At 62.8% G+C, this 15,717-nt stretch carries 17 protein-coding genes; 8 read left to right on the top strand and 9 right to left on the bottom strand.

Annotation, left to right across the window (positions count from 1 at the left end):
• Nucleotides 1-155 precede the first annotated feature (155 nt).
• From NMG80_RS26570 to NMG80_RS26585, 4 genes are read right to left on the bottom strand one after another with little or no spacing between them, the layout of a single operon-like run.
• Complete coding sequence (locus tag NMG80_RS26570; RefSeq protein WP_254020864.1) at nucleotides 156-746, bottom strand: DUF447 domain-containing protein; 591 nt, start codon at nucleotides 744-746, stop codon at nucleotides 156-158.
• Between the two features lie 3 nt (nucleotides 747-749).
• Complete coding sequence (locus NMG80_RS26575) at nucleotides 750-2,144, bottom strand: DUF6513 domain-containing protein (protein WP_254020865.1); 1,395 nt, start codon at nucleotides 2,142-2,144, stop codon at nucleotides 750-752.
• The gene (locus tag NMG80_RS26580; RefSeq protein WP_254020866.1) at nucleotides 2,137-2,688 is read right to left on the bottom strand and encodes a flavoprotein; all 552 of its coding nucleotides are present in this window, start codon (nucleotides 2,686-2,688) and stop codon (nucleotides 2,137-2,139) included. The genes NMG80_RS26575 and NMG80_RS26580 overlap by 8 nt, the downstream gene beginning before the upstream one ends.
• A gap of 3 nt (nucleotides 2,689-2,691) precedes the next feature.
• Nucleotides 2,692-4,533 (bottom strand): (5-formylfuran-3-yl)methyl phosphate synthase, encoded by a 1,842-nt coding sequence (locus NMG80_RS26585; RefSeq protein WP_254020867.1) that lies wholly within the window; start codon nucleotides 4,531-4,533, stop codon nucleotides 2,692-2,694.
• A gap of 224 nt (nucleotides 4,534-4,757) precedes the next feature.
• Here NMG80_RS26585 and NMG80_RS26590 point away from each other — a divergent pair, with 224 nt between their 5' ends.
• The 6 genes from NMG80_RS26590 (at nucleotide 4,758) to NMG80_RS26615 (ending at nucleotide 9,967) form a co-directional block, all read left to right on the top strand.
• Nucleotides 4,758-6,008 (top strand): ABC transporter substrate-binding protein, encoded by a 1,251-nt coding sequence (locus NMG80_RS26590; protein ID WP_254020868.1) that lies wholly within the window; start codon nucleotides 4,758-4,760, stop codon nucleotides 6,006-6,008.
• Between the two features lie 66 nt (nucleotides 6,009-6,074).
• Nucleotides 6,075-7,001, top strand: coding sequence for a YVTN family beta-propeller repeat protein (locus NMG80_RS26595; protein ID WP_254020950.1), 927 nt, complete (start codon nucleotides 6,075-6,077; stop codon nucleotides 6,999-7,001).
• Nucleotides 7,002-7,074: 73 nt separating this feature from the next.
• A complete protein-coding gene (locus NMG80_RS26600; protein ID WP_254020869.1) occupies nucleotides 7,075-7,578 on the top strand; it encodes a cupredoxin domain-containing protein in 504 nt (167 codons plus the stop codon).
• Between the two features lie 99 nt (nucleotides 7,579-7,677).
• Nucleotides 7,678-8,466 (top strand): ATP-binding cassette domain-containing protein, encoded by a 789-nt coding sequence (locus NMG80_RS26605; RefSeq protein WP_254020870.1) that lies wholly within the window; start codon nucleotides 7,678-7,680, stop codon nucleotides 8,464-8,466.
• Nucleotides 8,463-9,338 carry an ABC transporter permease gene (locus NMG80_RS26610; RefSeq protein ID WP_436798689.1) on the top strand — a complete coding sequence of 292 codons (876 nt, stop codon included), beginning with the start codon at nucleotides 8,463-8,465 and terminating at the stop codon, nucleotides 9,336-9,338. Before NMG80_RS26605 ends, NMG80_RS26610 begins: the two co-directional genes overlap by 4 nt.
• On the top strand, nucleotides 9,338-9,967 hold the full coding sequence (locus NMG80_RS26615; protein ID WP_254020871.1) for a hypothetical protein: 630 nt from the start codon (nucleotides 9,338-9,340) through the stop codon (nucleotides 9,965-9,967). The genes NMG80_RS26610 and NMG80_RS26615 overlap by 1 nt, the downstream gene beginning before the upstream one ends.
• A 27-nt stretch (nucleotides 9,968-9,994) precedes the next feature.
• Here NMG80_RS26615 and NMG80_RS26620 read toward each other — a convergent pair whose 3' ends face one another.
• The 4 genes from NMG80_RS26620 to NMG80_RS26635 form a co-directional block, all read right to left on the bottom strand.
• Nucleotides 9,995-10,195, bottom strand: coding sequence for a hypothetical protein (locus tag NMG80_RS26620; protein ID WP_254020872.1), 201 nt, complete (start codon nucleotides 10,193-10,195; stop codon nucleotides 9,995-9,997).
• Nucleotides 10,196-10,454: 259 nt separating this feature from the next.
• On the bottom strand, nucleotides 10,455-11,267 hold the full coding sequence (locus tag NMG80_RS26625; protein ID WP_254020873.1) for an oxidoreductase: 813 nt from the start codon (nucleotides 11,265-11,267) through the stop codon (nucleotides 10,455-10,457).
• A gap of 71 nt (nucleotides 11,268-11,338) precedes the next feature.
• Nucleotides 11,339-12,643 (bottom strand): beta-ketoacyl-ACP synthase II, encoded by a 1,305-nt coding sequence (fabF, locus tag NMG80_RS26630; protein WP_254020874.1) that lies wholly within the window; start codon nucleotides 12,641-12,643, stop codon nucleotides 11,339-11,341.
• 47 nt (nucleotides 12,644-12,690) lie between these two features.
• The gene (locus NMG80_RS26635) at nucleotides 12,691-13,269 is read right to left on the bottom strand and encodes a TetR/AcrR family transcriptional regulator (protein ID WP_254020875.1); all 579 of its coding nucleotides are present in this window, start codon (nucleotides 13,267-13,269) and stop codon (nucleotides 12,691-12,693) included.
• Between the two features lie 122 nt (nucleotides 13,270-13,391).
• Here NMG80_RS26635 and NMG80_RS26640 point away from each other — a divergent pair, with 122 nt between their 5' ends.
• Nucleotides 13,392-13,850 carry a nuclear transport factor 2 family protein gene (locus tag NMG80_RS26640; protein WP_254020876.1) on the top strand — a complete coding sequence of 153 codons (459 nt, stop codon included), beginning with the start codon at nucleotides 13,392-13,394 and terminating at the stop codon, nucleotides 13,848-13,850.
• 376 nt (nucleotides 13,851-14,226) lie between these two features.
• Nucleotides 14,227-14,586: a hypothetical protein gene (locus NMG80_RS26645; protein ID WP_254020877.1), complete on the top strand. Its 360-nt coding sequence runs from the start codon at nucleotides 14,227-14,229 to the stop codon at nucleotides 14,584-14,586.
• A 144-nt stretch (nucleotides 14,587-14,730) separates the two neighbouring features.
• Here the strand turns inward: NMG80_RS26645 and NMG80_RS26650 are convergent, their stop codons facing one another.
• The gene (locus NMG80_RS26650; RefSeq protein ID WP_254020878.1) at nucleotides 14,731-15,690 is read right to left on the bottom strand and encodes a LysR family transcriptional regulator; all 960 of its coding nucleotides are present in this window, start codon (nucleotides 15,688-15,690) and stop codon (nucleotides 14,731-14,733) included.
• Nucleotides 15,691-15,717: the final 27 nt, after the last annotated feature.

Consider the following 15,717-nt stretch of genomic DNA (forward strand, 5'->3'; position numbering starts at 1 on the left):
GCCCGCATCGAAAAACCTTCACCACTCCGGTCATCGTGCATACCGGGCTCAATGACCGCAAAAGGATCGAAAACTGCCATTTGAGATCAGGGCCACCGCCACCGAGTGCTAAAACGCGTCAGCCTGGACGCTTACTCTGGTTCAGCATATCCCGTTCAGCCGCGTACCTCCTCACCGCTGGCATCCTTGGCCGCAAGGTGATCGCCGACACGCTGCATCAGCCAGCCCCAGGCTTCCTTCTCGCCCTCGCCCGCGGTCTTTTCGATGGCAATCGAAAGGTAGGCGATTTCCGCCTCGATCTTGTCGCGCGGCAGCATGCCGAGCCGGCTGACCAGGATGGCCAGTTCCAAAACCGCCGCCTTGGCGCGGTTGAAGCCGGTGAACGGCGTATGCGTTTCCTCCTGCACCACGCGGCAGAAATGGCGAGGCCGCATAGCATCGTCATCGACACTTTCGACTTCGAGGACCGAATGCGCGAGCGCCGCCTCGAGCCGCGGCACCGGAAACCCGTTGACGGCAACGGTTGGCCAATGCCTGCGGCCGGTCAGGCAGCCGGCAAAGATGCGCACGTCGTCGGTGTAATTGGCGATGGCGAACGGCACTTCGGCGAGATTGTCGAGCGTGACCGACGGCCGGAACGGCGCGATGACCCAGCCGTCCTTCTCGGCGATGATGCCGATCGGCGCGATGTGGACGTCGCCGGCTTTGTTGACCGTGGTGATGATCGATTCGCGAATGTAGGGCATGGTTTAGCGCTCATTTTTCGCGCGAAGCGTATGGCCCGCTTCCGCAAGGCGGCTGCGGTCGGTTTCGGGAGCCGGCGCGGCAACGCCCCATGCGAGCGGCTCGTCCTGCACATAGCGCTTGCCGAGGCGCCACGCGATCTCGGCCTTCATCAGTTCCGCGCCGAGATAGAACGCGTGTGCTCCATCGGCCTCAACGCCAAGCCCGGCAAAGAGTTCGAACGCATCCGTGGCAACCGCGTGCCCCTTGCCGTTGAAAACATGGATCCCGTCCTCGGCGGTCATGATGCGGAAGTTGGTGTCGCGCACCTCGGCCGCCAGTGCTTCGATATCCCCGGTCGAGGCGGTGAACGGCTTGCGGTCGTGAACCTGCAGCAGCCCGGGATGGTAACTTCGCGGCAGCGCACCGTCACTCTTCGCGGCAAACAGGATGCGGCGGGCAATGTCGTGCTCCTCGATCGTTCGCAGCGTGTGCGGGCTGACATGCACGGCAAGCACGTTTCGGATCTCAAGTTCCGAGCAGAGCCCGGCCAGAGCCGCGGTAACGCCAGAACTGTCGGCGTCGGTCAATTCGGTGAGATTGCCGGTGCCCATCAGCAGTTCGACCTCAGGCCAGCGGCGGCGCGCCTCGATGAAGCGCCCGAGTGAGGCGGCAAAGCCGAAATGGATCGGGTCGAGCACCGGATCGGCGATGAAGGCGACGCCGGCCTTTTGCGCCGCTTCGATGGCCCGGCCAAGCGAATCCAGGTCGCCGGGTGCGGACGGGATCAGCACTGGTACGGCCTTGCAATCGAAGGCCAATGGCAGCGTGTTCTCATCGAGGCTGAGAAGATAGTCCGCACCGGCGCCTGCGCCGATCGACAGTTCGTCGGAGCTGGCCGAATCGACGCTGACCAGAAATCCCTGTGCCTTCAGCTCGAGCACGGCCTCTTCCAGCAATGGAAACGGTGTTTCCGGCAGGCAGCCGAGATCGATGACGTCCGCGCCGGCCGCAGCCAGCGTCCGTGCTCTCGCCACCAGCGCCTCGATCGACAGCATTGGCGCGTCGACGATCTCCGCGAAGATGCACATGTCGTGACGCGAAAGGTCAGCCGGCTCGCCCGCCCGGCCGAGAAAGGCCGGCAGATCGGCGATCTCGTCGGGTCCGCGTATGAAGGGCACGCCGAAATGCTCCGACAGATGCTCGATGTCGCCGCGATAGCGGCCGGGCAGGATGACGCGGTCGGTGCCGCCTGTCAGGCTGAGTCGCCGCTTGATGATGTCTTCGCTCATCAGCGCCGCGACCTTGACGCCGATATCGATGATCTCCCAGGCAAACTCGGTTTGACCAAGTCCGGCCAGCAGCCTTTCCAGCCGGACCCTGGCCAGATGGCCGGTAAGAAAGACCAGCCGCTCAGCCATGGCTTGCGAGTTCGGCGTGGCGCCGCCTGACCGAGGCTTCGAGATCGGCAAGCGATTCGACCACCTGGGTTCGCTCAAAACTCTTCAGCTGGTCGGTATTCTCCAGGTCGATCCTGCGCAAATAGACCTTGACCAGCCCATGCGGCGCCATGGTTTCGAGTTCCGGCGCGGTGTCGCAGGCAAATACGATGGCCGGCACCCGGCATTTTCCGGCCTGGGCAAAGACGTTGGTGGCGAGCGTGTCGGAAATGCCGTGCACGCATTTGGCGACGGTGTTGGAACTGGCCGGCGCCACCACCACCGTATGATAGACGCCGTGATAGAATTCGCCGACTGGGATCGCGCTCGCCGTCTTGTCGTGCAGCACGCGCGTCGTCTCCGGGAAATCGAGCTTGAGCTTGTACATGCGCAGCACTTCGTTGGCGGCTTTCGACACGAAGACATCGCAATGCTCGAGCTGCTGAATGAGTGCGAAGCTCTCCGTAAAAAAATGACCGGAACCGGTCAAAACCCATGCCCAGCGCGGCGTATGCAGCGTCGCCATCGCCTAACCTGCTTTTCTTGCCGACCGGATCGGAGCCGCGATCCGAATGCCGGGCAGATTGCCCGCCGCGAGCAGCGCTCCAGCCTCGGCGGCATCTTTCGGGCCGGCGAGATGGACATCGACACCGCCGGGCAGCATGGCGGCGAAGCCGCCGTCGACGATGCCTCTGGCCGCCAGGCTGTCGATCGTGTCGCTGCCGAAAAAGGCGCCGGTCTGCTTGATCAAGAGCAGCGCATTTGCGCCGAGCTTGCCGGCAAGCCAGGCGGCAAGCGAATCGGAGGTAACGTCCCAGGACGCCGGAATGTCCGGCGCCGGCAGCGCCAATGACGACGGCAGCCACACCGGGACCTTCCCCGCGTCCAGGGCACGCAGCATTTCTTCCAGCGACCGTGCCGGCGCCAGCCTTTCGTCACGGTCGAGGATGACCTGGGCGAACTGCTCCATGGCGAGGATCGCCATGGCGTGGGCGGCGGTGTTGGAAAAATCCATGTAAATCTGCGTCTCGCGCACCTCGTCGGCAAAGCGGCCGCCGCCGGGCACGATCACGATCGGCAGCTTGGAACCCGCCAGCGCCGCGATCCAGTCCGCCATTTCCGCCGCATCGGCCGTGCTGCCGCCAAGCTTGACGACGGCTCGCTTGGCGATGGCGCGCCTGATGACTTCGGACCTTTCTTGTCGCGGCTGGGAAACAGCGCCTTGGTCTTTTCGGCCGGCAGGGCGGGAGGCGACGCCGCGGCCAGCCGATTGGCGCTTGCGTTCGATCTCGACGCCGACGCCGCCTGGGCCGAGTTCGAGTTTTTCCACCCTTACCGTGACACGCACGACACGCGGGTTCTCCAGAATGTAGGTCGCCACCTGCTCGGCCAAGGCCTCGCTAAGCTGGATGTGCCCCCGCGCAACAATGGTGCGAATGCCGTCCATGATGATGTCGTAGGAGAACACATGGCGCATGTCTTCGGGATGGTCGGTGACTTGCAGCACGTCGGCGGTCACGTCGAAACGCACCTTCTGGGTATGGCCGTGCTCGAAGCTGTAGGCGCCGATCTGGACCGGCAGGACAAAGTCCCGCACGAAGATCTTGTCGGTGCCCAGTGTCGGATCGGTGCTCGGCGAATAGCCCCTCGCCGCCAGCAGGCGGTAGTCGACGCTCGACGCGCCGCCGGCCCGGGATGCTTCCGGGATCAAGTCGCGGATCTGTGAAACCGCCTCGGCGCTGATCGAACCCACGCGGCCGGAATAGCCGCACAGCGCCCCGCGAAAGCCGAGAAAATCGGGAAGGAAGGGCAGCAGGCGCGGAATATCAGGGGCTTCCAGCGATCCGCTCAGCCCAACCATGAGACCTAGCGACTTGGCTCGATCGACGAATCCCGGGATACGCTCGGGCGGTAGATGGTCGAGCAGCCGCCCGTTGGCCTTGTTCGCAGTGTCGACCATGGCGCCATGGAAGCGATGTTTGGCAAGTATCGCCAGAAGCTCGAAATCCGGCGCCAGATCGGCAAAAAGCACGGCGATCAGTTTCGTTCGGGCGGCGAGCGGCGCGAGCGCTGCCGCGCAAGCGGCGGCATTTGCCGACGGGAAAAAGCCTATCTTGACGTAATCGACGCCGGTTGCTGCGATCTCTTCGGCCTTGGCGCGGATCGTCTCCGGTTCCATCGGCAGGTCGCCGCAGACCGCGCTGACCGGAGCCCGGCCGGCGATCACCGAAATCGTCCGGCGGATGGTCTGCGTGGACACCGCGCCCAGCGCTCCCGCCTTCGGATCCTTCAGGTCGATGATGTCGGCACCGCCTGAAAGCGCGATCTCCGCCTCGTCGACGCCGGTGACGCTGGCCAGCATTCTGGTCATTGGAGGACTTTCTCCGGCATGAGGGACAGCACGTTCTTGGGCCCGAATACCGAGTTCCGCTCGGTTGCCGTTCCGGCGAGCAGGCATGGCACTAAAGCAGACAGGAGAAGTCCACTTTCAGGGTTTGAAAAAAATTGCGGGTCAGCTAAGCTCATCATGGGCACCTTGACTTTGCGCCGGTCCGACAACAATCGGACTTTAGCGCAAGAACGGGTAATTTATCGATGACGAGCGCGGTGCCGGGCACTCTCGCGGCCTTTTTGTGCTTTTTTTCCCTGACCGTCAACGTTCCGGGCGCGCTAGCCCAGGAAGCGACGGCCGGGCAACCGGCTGCAGCGGCCAAGCCGGAAAAAAAGCTAACCGAAATCAAGATAGGCTATTTGCGCGCCTACGCGCCGCAGCTGGCCCTGTCGGTGCTCGACATCCCGCCGCGCGATGAAGGCGTTGCCGGCGGCAATGTGGCGATTGCCGACAACAACACGACCGGCAGCTTCCTTGGCCAGAAATTCAGCCTCGACGTGACCGAGGTGAAGCCGGATGCCGATGTCGTCCCGGCCTTCAAGGACATGATTGCCAAAGGCAACCGCTATGTGGTCGCGGACCTCTCGGCCAGGCAATTGCTGTCGATCGCCGATCTTGCCCGCGACAACGGCATTTTGATCTTCAACGCCGGCGCCACCGATGACAATCTTCGCGAGGAGGAATGCCGCGCCAGCATCTACCACACCATCCCGACGCGCAGCATGCTGGCCGACGGGCTGGCGCAATATCTCATCTGGAAGCAATGGCGGCGCTGGGTGCTGATCTACGGCTCGCACGAGCGCGACCAGCTTTTTGCCGAGGCGCTGCGCCGGGCGGCGACGCGCTTCGGCGGCGAGATCGTCGGCGAAAAGTTGTTCGAGGATACCGGAACGGCACGGCGGACCGATTCCGGTGTCGTCCAGATCCAGCGCCAGATGCCTGTCTTCACCCAGGACCTGCCGGAGCACGATGTGTTGCTGGTCGCCGACGAAAGCGAGGTGTTCGGCACCTACGTTCCGTTCCGCACCTGGACTCCGCGGCCGGTCGCCGGCACCGCCGGCCTCACCCCGTCGGCCTGGCATCCGGCCGGCGAGCAATGGGGCGGCACCCAGATTCAGAACCGCTTCGCCAAGGCAAACGGCCGCCGCATGGTGTCGAAGGACATGGCGGCGTGGACCGCGGTGCGCATCCTCGGCGAGGCGGCGACCCGCACGCAGGGCGCCGACCCGGGCAAGATGGCCGATTTCATCCGCTCCGACGATTTTTCGATCGCCGCCTTCAAGGGGCAGAAACTGACCTTCCGCAAGTGGAACCAGCAGTTGCGGCAGCCGATCTTCCTCGGCGACACCAGGTCGGTCGTCTCGACCTCGCCGCAGGAGGGATTTTTGCACCAGGTCTCCGAGCTCGATACGCTCGGGATCGATGAGCCGGAAACAAGATGCGTGCTTAAATAGAAAAGATTGGGAGGAATTTCAGTGCAGAGACGAGCTTGCGCACTCGCCATAGTTGCGAGCGGCTTCATGGCCGGTCCGGCGTCGGCCTACATGGCCTATGTCTCGAACGAAAAAGACAACACAATGACCGTCGTCGACACCGCGACGATGCAGGTGATGAAGACCGTCAATGTCGGGCAGCGTCCGCGCGGCATCACCATCTCCCACGACGGCAAGCAGATTTATCTCTGCGCCAGCGACGATGATTCGATCGAGGTCATCGACACGGCAACCCTGGAGATCGTCGACACATTACCTTCCGGGCCCGACCCGGAGCTGTTCGTGCTCTCGCCTGACGGCAAGACGCTCTACGTCGCCAATGAGGACGACAATCTCGTCACCGTCATCGACATCGAGGGCAAGAAGGTGCTGGCGGAAATCCCGGTCGGCGTCGAACCGGAGGGGATGGGTGTCAGCCCGGACGGAAAGACCATGGTCAACACGTCGGAAACGACGAACATGGCGCATTTCATCGATACGTCGACGCACGAGATCACCGACAACGTGCTGGTTGACGCGCGTCCGCGCTTCGTCGAGTTCACACCCGACGGCAAGCAGGCCTGGGTGAGCGCCGAGATCGGTGGCACGGTTTCGGTGATCGACAATCAAACGCGCGAAGTCGTCCAGAAGATCACCTTCGAGGTTGCCGGCCTGAGGGCCGAATCCATCCAGCCGGTCGGTGTGCGCATCACCGCCGACGGCAAGAAAGCCTATGTGGCGCTCGGACCGGCCAACCGCGTCGCGGTGATCAACACGCAGACATACGAGGTCGAGAAATACGTGCTGGTCGGGCAACGCGTCTGGCAGCTCGCCTTCACCCCGGACCAGAAAACCATCATCTCGACCAACGGCGTGTCGAACGACATCACCTTCATCGACGTGGCGACCGACGAGCCGGTGCAGTCGGTGACCGTCGGCGCGCTGCCGTGGGGCGTCGTCGTCTCTCCCAAATGAATCCCGCCAAATGAACCATTGAATAAACCAAGTGAATCAAACCGACAGAAAAACAGCAGAAGGGGAGGAAATCATGCGGAAATTTCGCGCAGTCGCTTTCGCCGCGCTGGTGGGCATGGTGCTCACCCAGGGCCAGGTCTGGGCGCAGGGCGACAACGGCGATGACGATGACGCAGCCGCCGGCGCGGCCGCCAGCACGGAGGCCAGTCCGCAAGCCGAGAAGGCGACCCGGGCCAGCAAGGACGTGCCGGAACTCATCCTCGGCAGCAAGCAAGACCAGTTCACCGCCAACCAAAAGGACTTCCAGCTGATCGCCGGCCAGGGCTATCGCTGGAAGATCACCGCGGCAGGCGGGCTGGAGTACAAATTCCACACCGACCTGTTCCGCAATGTGTGGAACAACCAGATCGTCATCAACGACCTCGAGGTGCACATGAACGGCGCACCCGCATGGCTCGAATTCGACGCCGACGGCACCATCCAGGTACAGTTCACCACCGTGAGGCCCGGCATCTACACATGGTCGGTACCCGACCTCGCCGACAGGGGCATGAAGGGCACGATTACGATCAAGTAGGATCACCGGATCCAGGACCTTCGCGATCGGGCCCGATGCGCTAGACTCCTGGTGCGCCAGGTGCGCTAGACTATCGTCGACGACAAGGAGCCAGCCGGCGTGCAGCATGTGAGGACAAGCGGACCAGGAGATCAGGCGGCGGCGCTCGATGTCGCCGGCGTCAGCCATTCCTATGGTTCGAAGCGGGCGCTCAACGACGTCTCTTTCTCGATCGCGCCGACGACTTTCACGGTTCTTCTCGGCCTCAACGGCGCCGGCAAGACAACGCTGTTCTCGCTGATCAGCCACCTTTACGACACCCGCCGCGGATCGATCCGCATTTTCGGCCATGACGTCAGCCGCGCCTCGGGCGAGGCGCTCAGGCGTGTCGGCATCGTGTTCCAGGCGCGCACGCTCGACCTCGATCTCAGCGTCCACCAGAACCTCTCCTACCACGCATCGCTGCATGGCATCGGCGCAGGCGAGGCCCGGCAGCGCATTGCCGCGCTGCTCGATATCGTCGACATGCCGGGCCGGCAGCATGACAAGGCACGCAGCCTTTCCGGCGGTCAGATGCGGCGCATCGAGATCGCCAGGGCGCTGCTCCACCGCCCGTCGCTGCTGCTGCTCGACGAGGCGACGGTCGGTCTCGACATCCAGTCGCGCGCCGGCATTCTCGCCACCATCCGCAAGCTCGTCGAAACCGAGGGCATTGGCGTGCTGTGGGCAACGCATCTGATCGACGAGGTTGAAGACGGCGACCATGTCGTCGTGCTGCGGCAGGGCGGACTGGTCGCCAAGGGCAAGGTTGCCGATGTCGTCAGGACGAGCGGCGCCGGTTCGATCCGCGACGCCTTTTCGAGGCTCAGCCGCATCGACGCGGCCGGCAACGCGGAGATATCGCCATGAGCGCTCCCGCAATGCCCGAAAAAGTCGCCGGCATCAGCGCGGTGAAGTTCGAGAAATTCGGCCTGCGCCATTATCTCATTTGCCTCAAGGGCGTCGTCCTGCGGGAGTGCCTGCGCTTCCTGCACCAGCGCGAGCGCTTCATATCCTCACTGGTTCGGCCGCTCATCTGGCTGTTCATTTTTGCCGCCGGTTTCAGGCAAGTGCTCGGCGTGTCGATCATCCCGCCCTACAAGACATACGTGCTCTACGAGGTCTACATCACGCCGGGCCTGTGCGGCATGATCCTGCTGTTCTCAGGCATGCAGTCTTCGCTGTCGATGGTTTATGACCGCGAGATGGGCAACATGCGCACCCTGCTGGTCAGCCCCTTCCCGCGCTGGTTCCTGCTGGTGTCGAAGATGCTCGCCGGCGTCTCCGTATCGATCGCGCAGGTCTATGCGTTCCTGATCGTTGCCTGGTTCTGGGGCGTCAAGGCGCCGCCGATCGGCTATCTCATGGTGCTGCCGGCGTTGTTCCTTTCGGGCATGATGCTATGCGCGCTCGGCATGCTTTTGTCGTCGATGATCAAGCAGCTCGAAAATTTCGCCGGCATTATGAACTTCATCATCTTTCCCGGCTATTTCGCCTCGCCGGCGCTCTATCCGTTGTGGCGCATCCAGGAGGCGAGCCCGCTGCTCCACAAGATCTGCCTCGCCAACCCGTTCACCTATGCCGTCGAACTGATCCGCTTCGCCTTCTACGGCCAGATTGACTGGCTGTCGCTTGGCGTCGTTGCCGGCTGCACTGTTCTGTTCCTTGCCGCCGCCATCATCGCCTACGACCCTTCGCGCGGCCTGGTGACCCGCAAACAGGACACGGGAGGAAATGGCTGATGGCACGAATGAGCCTTGTTCGCAGCCTGGCTGTGGTTGCCATGCTGACGCCGAGCGTGAACGCCAGGGCGGCGAATACCGATCCGGACTGGCCATGCATACAGCGCAAGGTGCCGCAACTCTCGCTCGGCCAGATCTGGAACGGGCCGGAGCTTCCGCCAGCGGCGAAGGATTTTTCGAAGGACCCTGCCGTCTCCGCCCTGGTCGAGGAGGTGGCGGCCCGGCGGGTGCCGATTGCCGAAGCCCAGAAGAAGATCAAGGATTTCGCCGCCTCGCTGCCGGCCGAACAGCTTGCGCCGAAAATGGCGATGCTGGTGCAAGGCATGTTCGATCACATGGACGCCGAGCGTTCGCAGGTGATCTCAGGCATTTCCCGTTACGCCCGCAAGCAGCTCGAAATGGCCGCCGCCTTGCGCAAGGAAGCCTCCGACGTCGATGCGTTGCGGGCAAAGCCGGATGCGGATCCCGACGACATCGAACGGCGAACCGAGCAGCTGAAATTCGCAACGCGAATTTTCAATGAACGCGTCCAATCACTGACTTACGTCTGTGAAGTGCCGACGATCATCGAGCAGCGGCTTTATCAATTGTCCAAGGCCGTCTCGAAAACCCTCGCCGCGACGAAGTAGAACCTCTATCTATCTCCGCAGCGGATCTCACGATCCCCGGCCGGGCAGCACGCGCCAGCGCTGCACGAAATAACCGGGATGCGTTTCGATCCACTGGGCTACCAGCGGCTGCGCCTGCATGAAGGCGGTCCCGGGGTGCATCGCCAGGCCGTCCACCATCTGTTCGCGTTCTTCACAGGTCTGCGGCACATCCGTCAGGCAGACCATCATAACCAGCGTGTAAAGCATTACCCCTTGTCCCCATCGAATCCCGAACCCGTGCCCGGGAGTTTCAGTGATACCGACCAGTCTGCAGGGGTCGCACATACAGATTGCTTACGGGCGTGAAAGGACGTGGCCCCCGCTCTTTCGCACTGCAACATAACATATCGCTTATCTAACGCAAACGATCGCCGGGCGTTCTCCAGAGCAATTGCTTCAGGTTTGCGCCGCGCCAATTTGGCGCCGACGTCGATGATTCCGATCTCGCACGGTGTCTTCAATGTCGTCAGGCCGGCAGCCCGTTCTGCTTACGCAGGCTCTTGTCGAATGCGGATGCGGGGACGAAACGGCGCAGGAGACTGACCTGGCGCGCCATTTTTCCAGCAGCATAGCGCCTCTTCGGAACGGGATCGGTCGCAGCCGCCAAAACGGTCTTGGCGACCAATTCGGGCGAATCGCCTTTTTCCATTGCTTTCCGCACGACTGCATTCATGCCAGCGCGCGCAGCGTCATAGATATCAAGCAACTGGTCCGGCCTGGCGAGATTATCTTCAAAGGACGTGCGGGTATAAGCGGGTTCTACCAATGCAACACGAATCCCGAACGGGCGCAGTTCATGGTCGAGCGATTCGGAATAGCCTTCGATGGCATGTTTGGTCGACGCATAAAGCGCGAAATAGGGAGCTGGGATGAACCCCTGCACCGAACTCAGATTGACGATTCTGCCCTTGCCTTGACGGCGCATTATCGGCAGGACCGCCTTGGTCACGCGGAGCACGCCGAAGACGTTCACATCGAACAGTGCCTGAGCCTGGACCATTGAGGACTCTTCCGCGCCACCAAACAGACCCATGCCGGCATTGTTGACGAGCAGGTCGATGCGCCCGGTCTCGGCCAGCACGTCATCGACCAGTTTCGCCACCGACGCGTCATCGGTCACGTCACAGGCCAGCATGGTCAGGCCGTCGGAGTTTTTGGCTGCGCGACGACTGGTGCCGAACACGCGAAAACCGGCGCTTTGCAAAGCTATGGCCGTCGCGCGCCCGATGCCGGAGGACGTCCCCGTCACCAGGGCGACGCCAGGATTGGACTTGTTCATGGAAATCATTTCTTTCTTTGGGTTGGACTGATTTTGGATTGGCGTGGGAGAAGCACGAAAGGCCGGAGGCGTCAGTTATGAGCGCCTTTGGCGTTCGCACCGGCGAGTTCATCCGTCCAGCGCCGGAACACCGCGCTGGCGTTGACGCCGCCAAAGCCGAAGCCGTTTGATATCGCGTAGTCCATTGCCATCGGCCGGGCCTGGTTTGCGACGAAGTCGATGCCGTCGCCGGCTGGATCCGGCGCGCCGAGATTGAGAGTTGGCGGCGCCACCTGATCCCTGAGCGCCAGGATTGCGAAGATGGCTCCAAGCCCGCCGGCGGCTCCGAGCAGGTGTCCGGTCGCCGATTTCGTTGCGCTGACGGCGATGGTGGAATCTGCGCCGAAGAGTGTTTTGATCGCCGCGATTTCCCCGAGATCACCGATCGGCGTGGAGGTCGCGTGCGCATTGAGGTGGCGAACCTCACGCGGCGAAATGCCGGCTTGGGCAATCGCGATCTGCATGGCTCGGCGCGCGCCGTCGCCATCCTCGGGAGCGGAGGTGACGTGATGCGCATCTGCCGTCGTGCCGTAGCCGACGAGCTCAGCGAGCGGTTTCGCGCCGCGCGCCCGCGCGTGGCTCAACTCCTCGATGACCAGCACGCCGGCTCCTTCGCCCATGACGAAGCCGTCCCGCGACACGTCGAAAGGCCGTGAGGCCTGAGCCGGCGCCCAATTGAAGCCGGTTGAAAGAGAGCGTGCGGCAGCAAAACCACCGAGACTGACGATGTTCATGCAGGCTTCGGTTCCGCCGCACAGGGCGATATCGGCCTCGTTGGCGCGGATGAGGCGGGCCGCATCGCCGATCGCCTGGATGCCGGCCGCGCACGCTGTCACCGGCGCGCCGAGCGGCCCGTTGAAGCCATGGCGGATCGAGATGTGGCCCGCCGCAAGGTTCACCAGGAAGGACGGTACCGTAAACGGCGACAGACGGCGGACGCCGCGCTGATCGACCGTGCGCACCGCCTCGGTTATGGCGGGGAAGCCGCCAATGCCGGAGGCGATGATCGTGGCCGTGCGCAGGCGATCGGCTTCCGACGCGGGCGCCCATCCTGCTTGCGCGAGGGCTTCTTGTGCAGCGGCGAGCCCGAAGATGATGAACCGGTCTACCTTGCGCTGGTCCTTTGGCGCCAGCACGGCATCCGGATCGAAACCAGCATCCGGATCGTCTTCCAGCGAGGGGACCACCCCGCCGATCTTCGCCGGGAGGTCTGCCACCACATCGTCCGGAAGCCTGCGGATGCCCGAGCGGCCGGCCAGGAGCCGCGACCACGACGCTTCGACTTCGGCAGCAAGGGGCGTGACCGCTCCCATGCCTGTGACAACAATCCGCCGCATCTATTTTCCTATCGATTTGGGTGCGCCGCCAGCGCTGCGCAGGCCGTTCAAGCGCCGGCTGCTTCGCGAACCTGTTCGGTCGCCGCGTCCAGAAAGGCCTGGGCGAGATCCGGGTCGTTGACAACGCGGGATAGCGTCAGCGCACCGACCATCGTCGAGAGAATGGCCATGGCCTTTCTATCGGGCTGCTCACCATTGGCCTCGGCAATGAAACGGCTGAGGATTTCGAGATGCTCCTTGATTCCGGCTTCGAACGACGCTTTCACGTCGCTGCCCTGTCTGGCGGCATCCGAACCGAGCGCGACAATCGGGCAGCCGTCCATCTTTTCTCCGCGATGGTCCATACTGAGGTAGAATGCGATCACCGCGCCAAGCGGATCCTCGGATTTTGCCGCAGTCGCGACCGACCACCGCAGCGTGGCGCTCTCCATCGCCCGCCTCGACGCCTGCACCGCCAGATCGTCCTTGGAGGCGAACTGCTTGTAGAACGCGCCCTGGGTCAGCCCGGCAGCCTCCATCAGGTCTTTGAGGCCGATGCCGTCAAAGCCGCGCTCCCGAAAAAGCCGGCTTGCCACATTGATCACGGTTTCGCGGTTTTCCGCCGCCTGAATGCGACTCACACGCATCGTCGACCTCCTTAATTAGCTTGCGTTCGACATCTATAGCAGGTATAGCGTACGAACGCAATCCAATTTGGCTGCGCACGTTGCCTCGATCACGCATCGAACAAATTTGGAGGAGAGGTCAAATGCTATACAGTTATGTCGTCGAGAAATCGATCCGGCAGAGCTTCGACCACGTCAACAACCATCGCTGGGATGAGGCGGTGAAAGCGCTCGTGCCGCATGTCCATCACCGCGTTTCCGGCGCCCACGCGCTTGGTGGTGAGCGCCACGACAAAGAAGCTGTGCGCCGCTGGTTTGAGCGCCTCGGCCGCGTCCTGCCCAATCTCCATCTCACGGTCAACCAAGTCTGGGTGAAAGGCTGGCCGTGGCATACCACCGTATTTGCCCAGTGGGACGGCACCGCAACGCTGCTCAACGGCGACGCCTCCTACGTCAACAGCGGTCTCCATGTGTTCACCCTGCGATGGGGCAAGGTCTATGCACTTGAGGAATTCTACGATTCACAAGCAGCGGCCCGCGGTCTCGCCACCCAAGCGGCAACTGGCCTCGAAGAAGCTGTCGCCGAACCAATTGTAGGCTAGCAGAAGCGCAGTCAGCGGCCCGCAGCGTTGCGTAACCGCGGGTACGCTAGCCCGTGACCCTCATCGCTGGCTGGCGGTCGCCTCGCTCGGCAAATTTCGCCACCATGCCTCCCGATCCTCGAATATCAGAATCGACCAGCTGAACTCGCGTGGAGAACCTGCCCGACGGTGACGCCGCGGCTGCGGCCGATCATCGGTGGTAGGCGCTCCCAGCGCCTGCCTGGACGTCTGCGCCGCTTTGAAGCCGATGCCGTCAAAGCCGCACTCCCGATTGCAGCGCCTCACACGCATCATCAATTTTTCATTTTTTAGATTGCATTCGTAATCTAACTCATATATAGAGTTTGAACGTAATCTAAAAAAGAGGAGATACGAGATGATCCGCAAAACCCTGAGCGCCTCAGTTTTGGCCGCGCTGTTTCTTGCCACCCCGACATTTGCCGAGGAAGCCACCATAGGACGCCCGATCGAAGCCGGCAGCCTGCACGAGGGACACCTCGACATGGTCGTCTATTACATCCCGGTCGAGGGCCACCTCCTGGAGGTCACCGCCACCTTCGCGCCGAAGATCGGCGGCGATCCGCAGCGCGTGGTCATGGGCCTCGCCGACGGCGACTCCGTGGCCTTTTCGATGCCGGGCCACCGCGGCCCGCTCTACGCGTTCTCGAGGGCCGGCGATGAGGTGACGGTGTCGTCCGAGACCGACCTGCCCCTGCGAGCCGAAGCAATGCACTGACCCGCCTTGCAGACGGCAGCCTGTGTGCTGCTGGCCGAGAGCTCCCGTCCGTGGCGCCGATGCAAAGGTCAAACGCAAACTTTTTTGACAGGCGACGAACGGCCGTCGTTTGCTCGAAGCGTTTTGCCCCTGGGGCCGCGCGGCCTAGCTCGCGCGACCTCCAATATTCGTTCCTTCGTGCGGATAGAGCTTGCCGAACAGCGGCAGGTACATCGCGCCCTTGCGCATCAGGAAATCGTGGAACGTCGCCATCGCCGGCGAGATCGCGTGATCGCTGCGCATCACCGAAAACCATTGCCGGCGGATCGGCATGCCGACAACGTCGAGGATGACCAGCCGGCCGGCTTCGGTTTCGGCGGCGATGGTGTGGGCAGAGATGAAGGCGATGCCGAGCCCGGCCATCACCGCCTGCTTGATCGTCTCGTTCGAGTCCATCTCGACGCCGAGATCGTCGATGCGGCCGGGCACGTCGCTCAGGAATATTTCCAGCGAGATGCGCGTGCCGGAGCCGGGCTCGCGAATGAGGAAATGCTCTTCGGCGATCCGCTCCTTGGATATCTCGCGCACTGAGGCCAGCTTGTGGTCGGGCGGCGCGATGATGACCAGCGGGTGATCGCCGAAGACCGAGGCACGCACCGGGACTTCCCTGGCCGGGCGTCCCATCAGCGCGATGTCGATGTCGTGGTTCTTCAGACTGTCGATGGTTTCGGCGCGGTTGCCGATGGCGAGGCGCATGTCGATGTCGGGATGTTCCTTCATGAAGCCGGCCATCAGCCGCGGCGCGAAATATTTGGCGGTGGAAACGACGCCGAGCCGCAAGCTGCCGATGCGCACGCCCTTGATCGCATCCATCTTGTCTTCGAGCAGGCGAAGCCGCTCCTCGATCGCCTGCGCCGTCTCGACGAAGGCCAGGCCTGCGGCAGTCGGACGCATGCCGTCCGACGTCCGGTCGAACAACGCCAACTGGAACTCCTCCTCGACCTGCCGCAACTGGATCGTCACCGCTGGAGGAGACAAGCCTAACACCTTGGCCGCGCTAACGATTTTTCCATGGCTGATGATGGCCTGGACGGTCTTGAATTGCTTGAGCGTGAGGTTTCTCATGTGCCATACTAAATTTTTTTTATCCGG

This window comes from Mesorhizobium escarrei, assembly GCF_935825525.1.
In the GTDB taxonomy this organism is placed as follows: domain Bacteria; phylum Pseudomonadota; class Alphaproteobacteria; order Rhizobiales; family Rhizobiaceae; genus Mesorhizobium; species Mesorhizobium escarrei.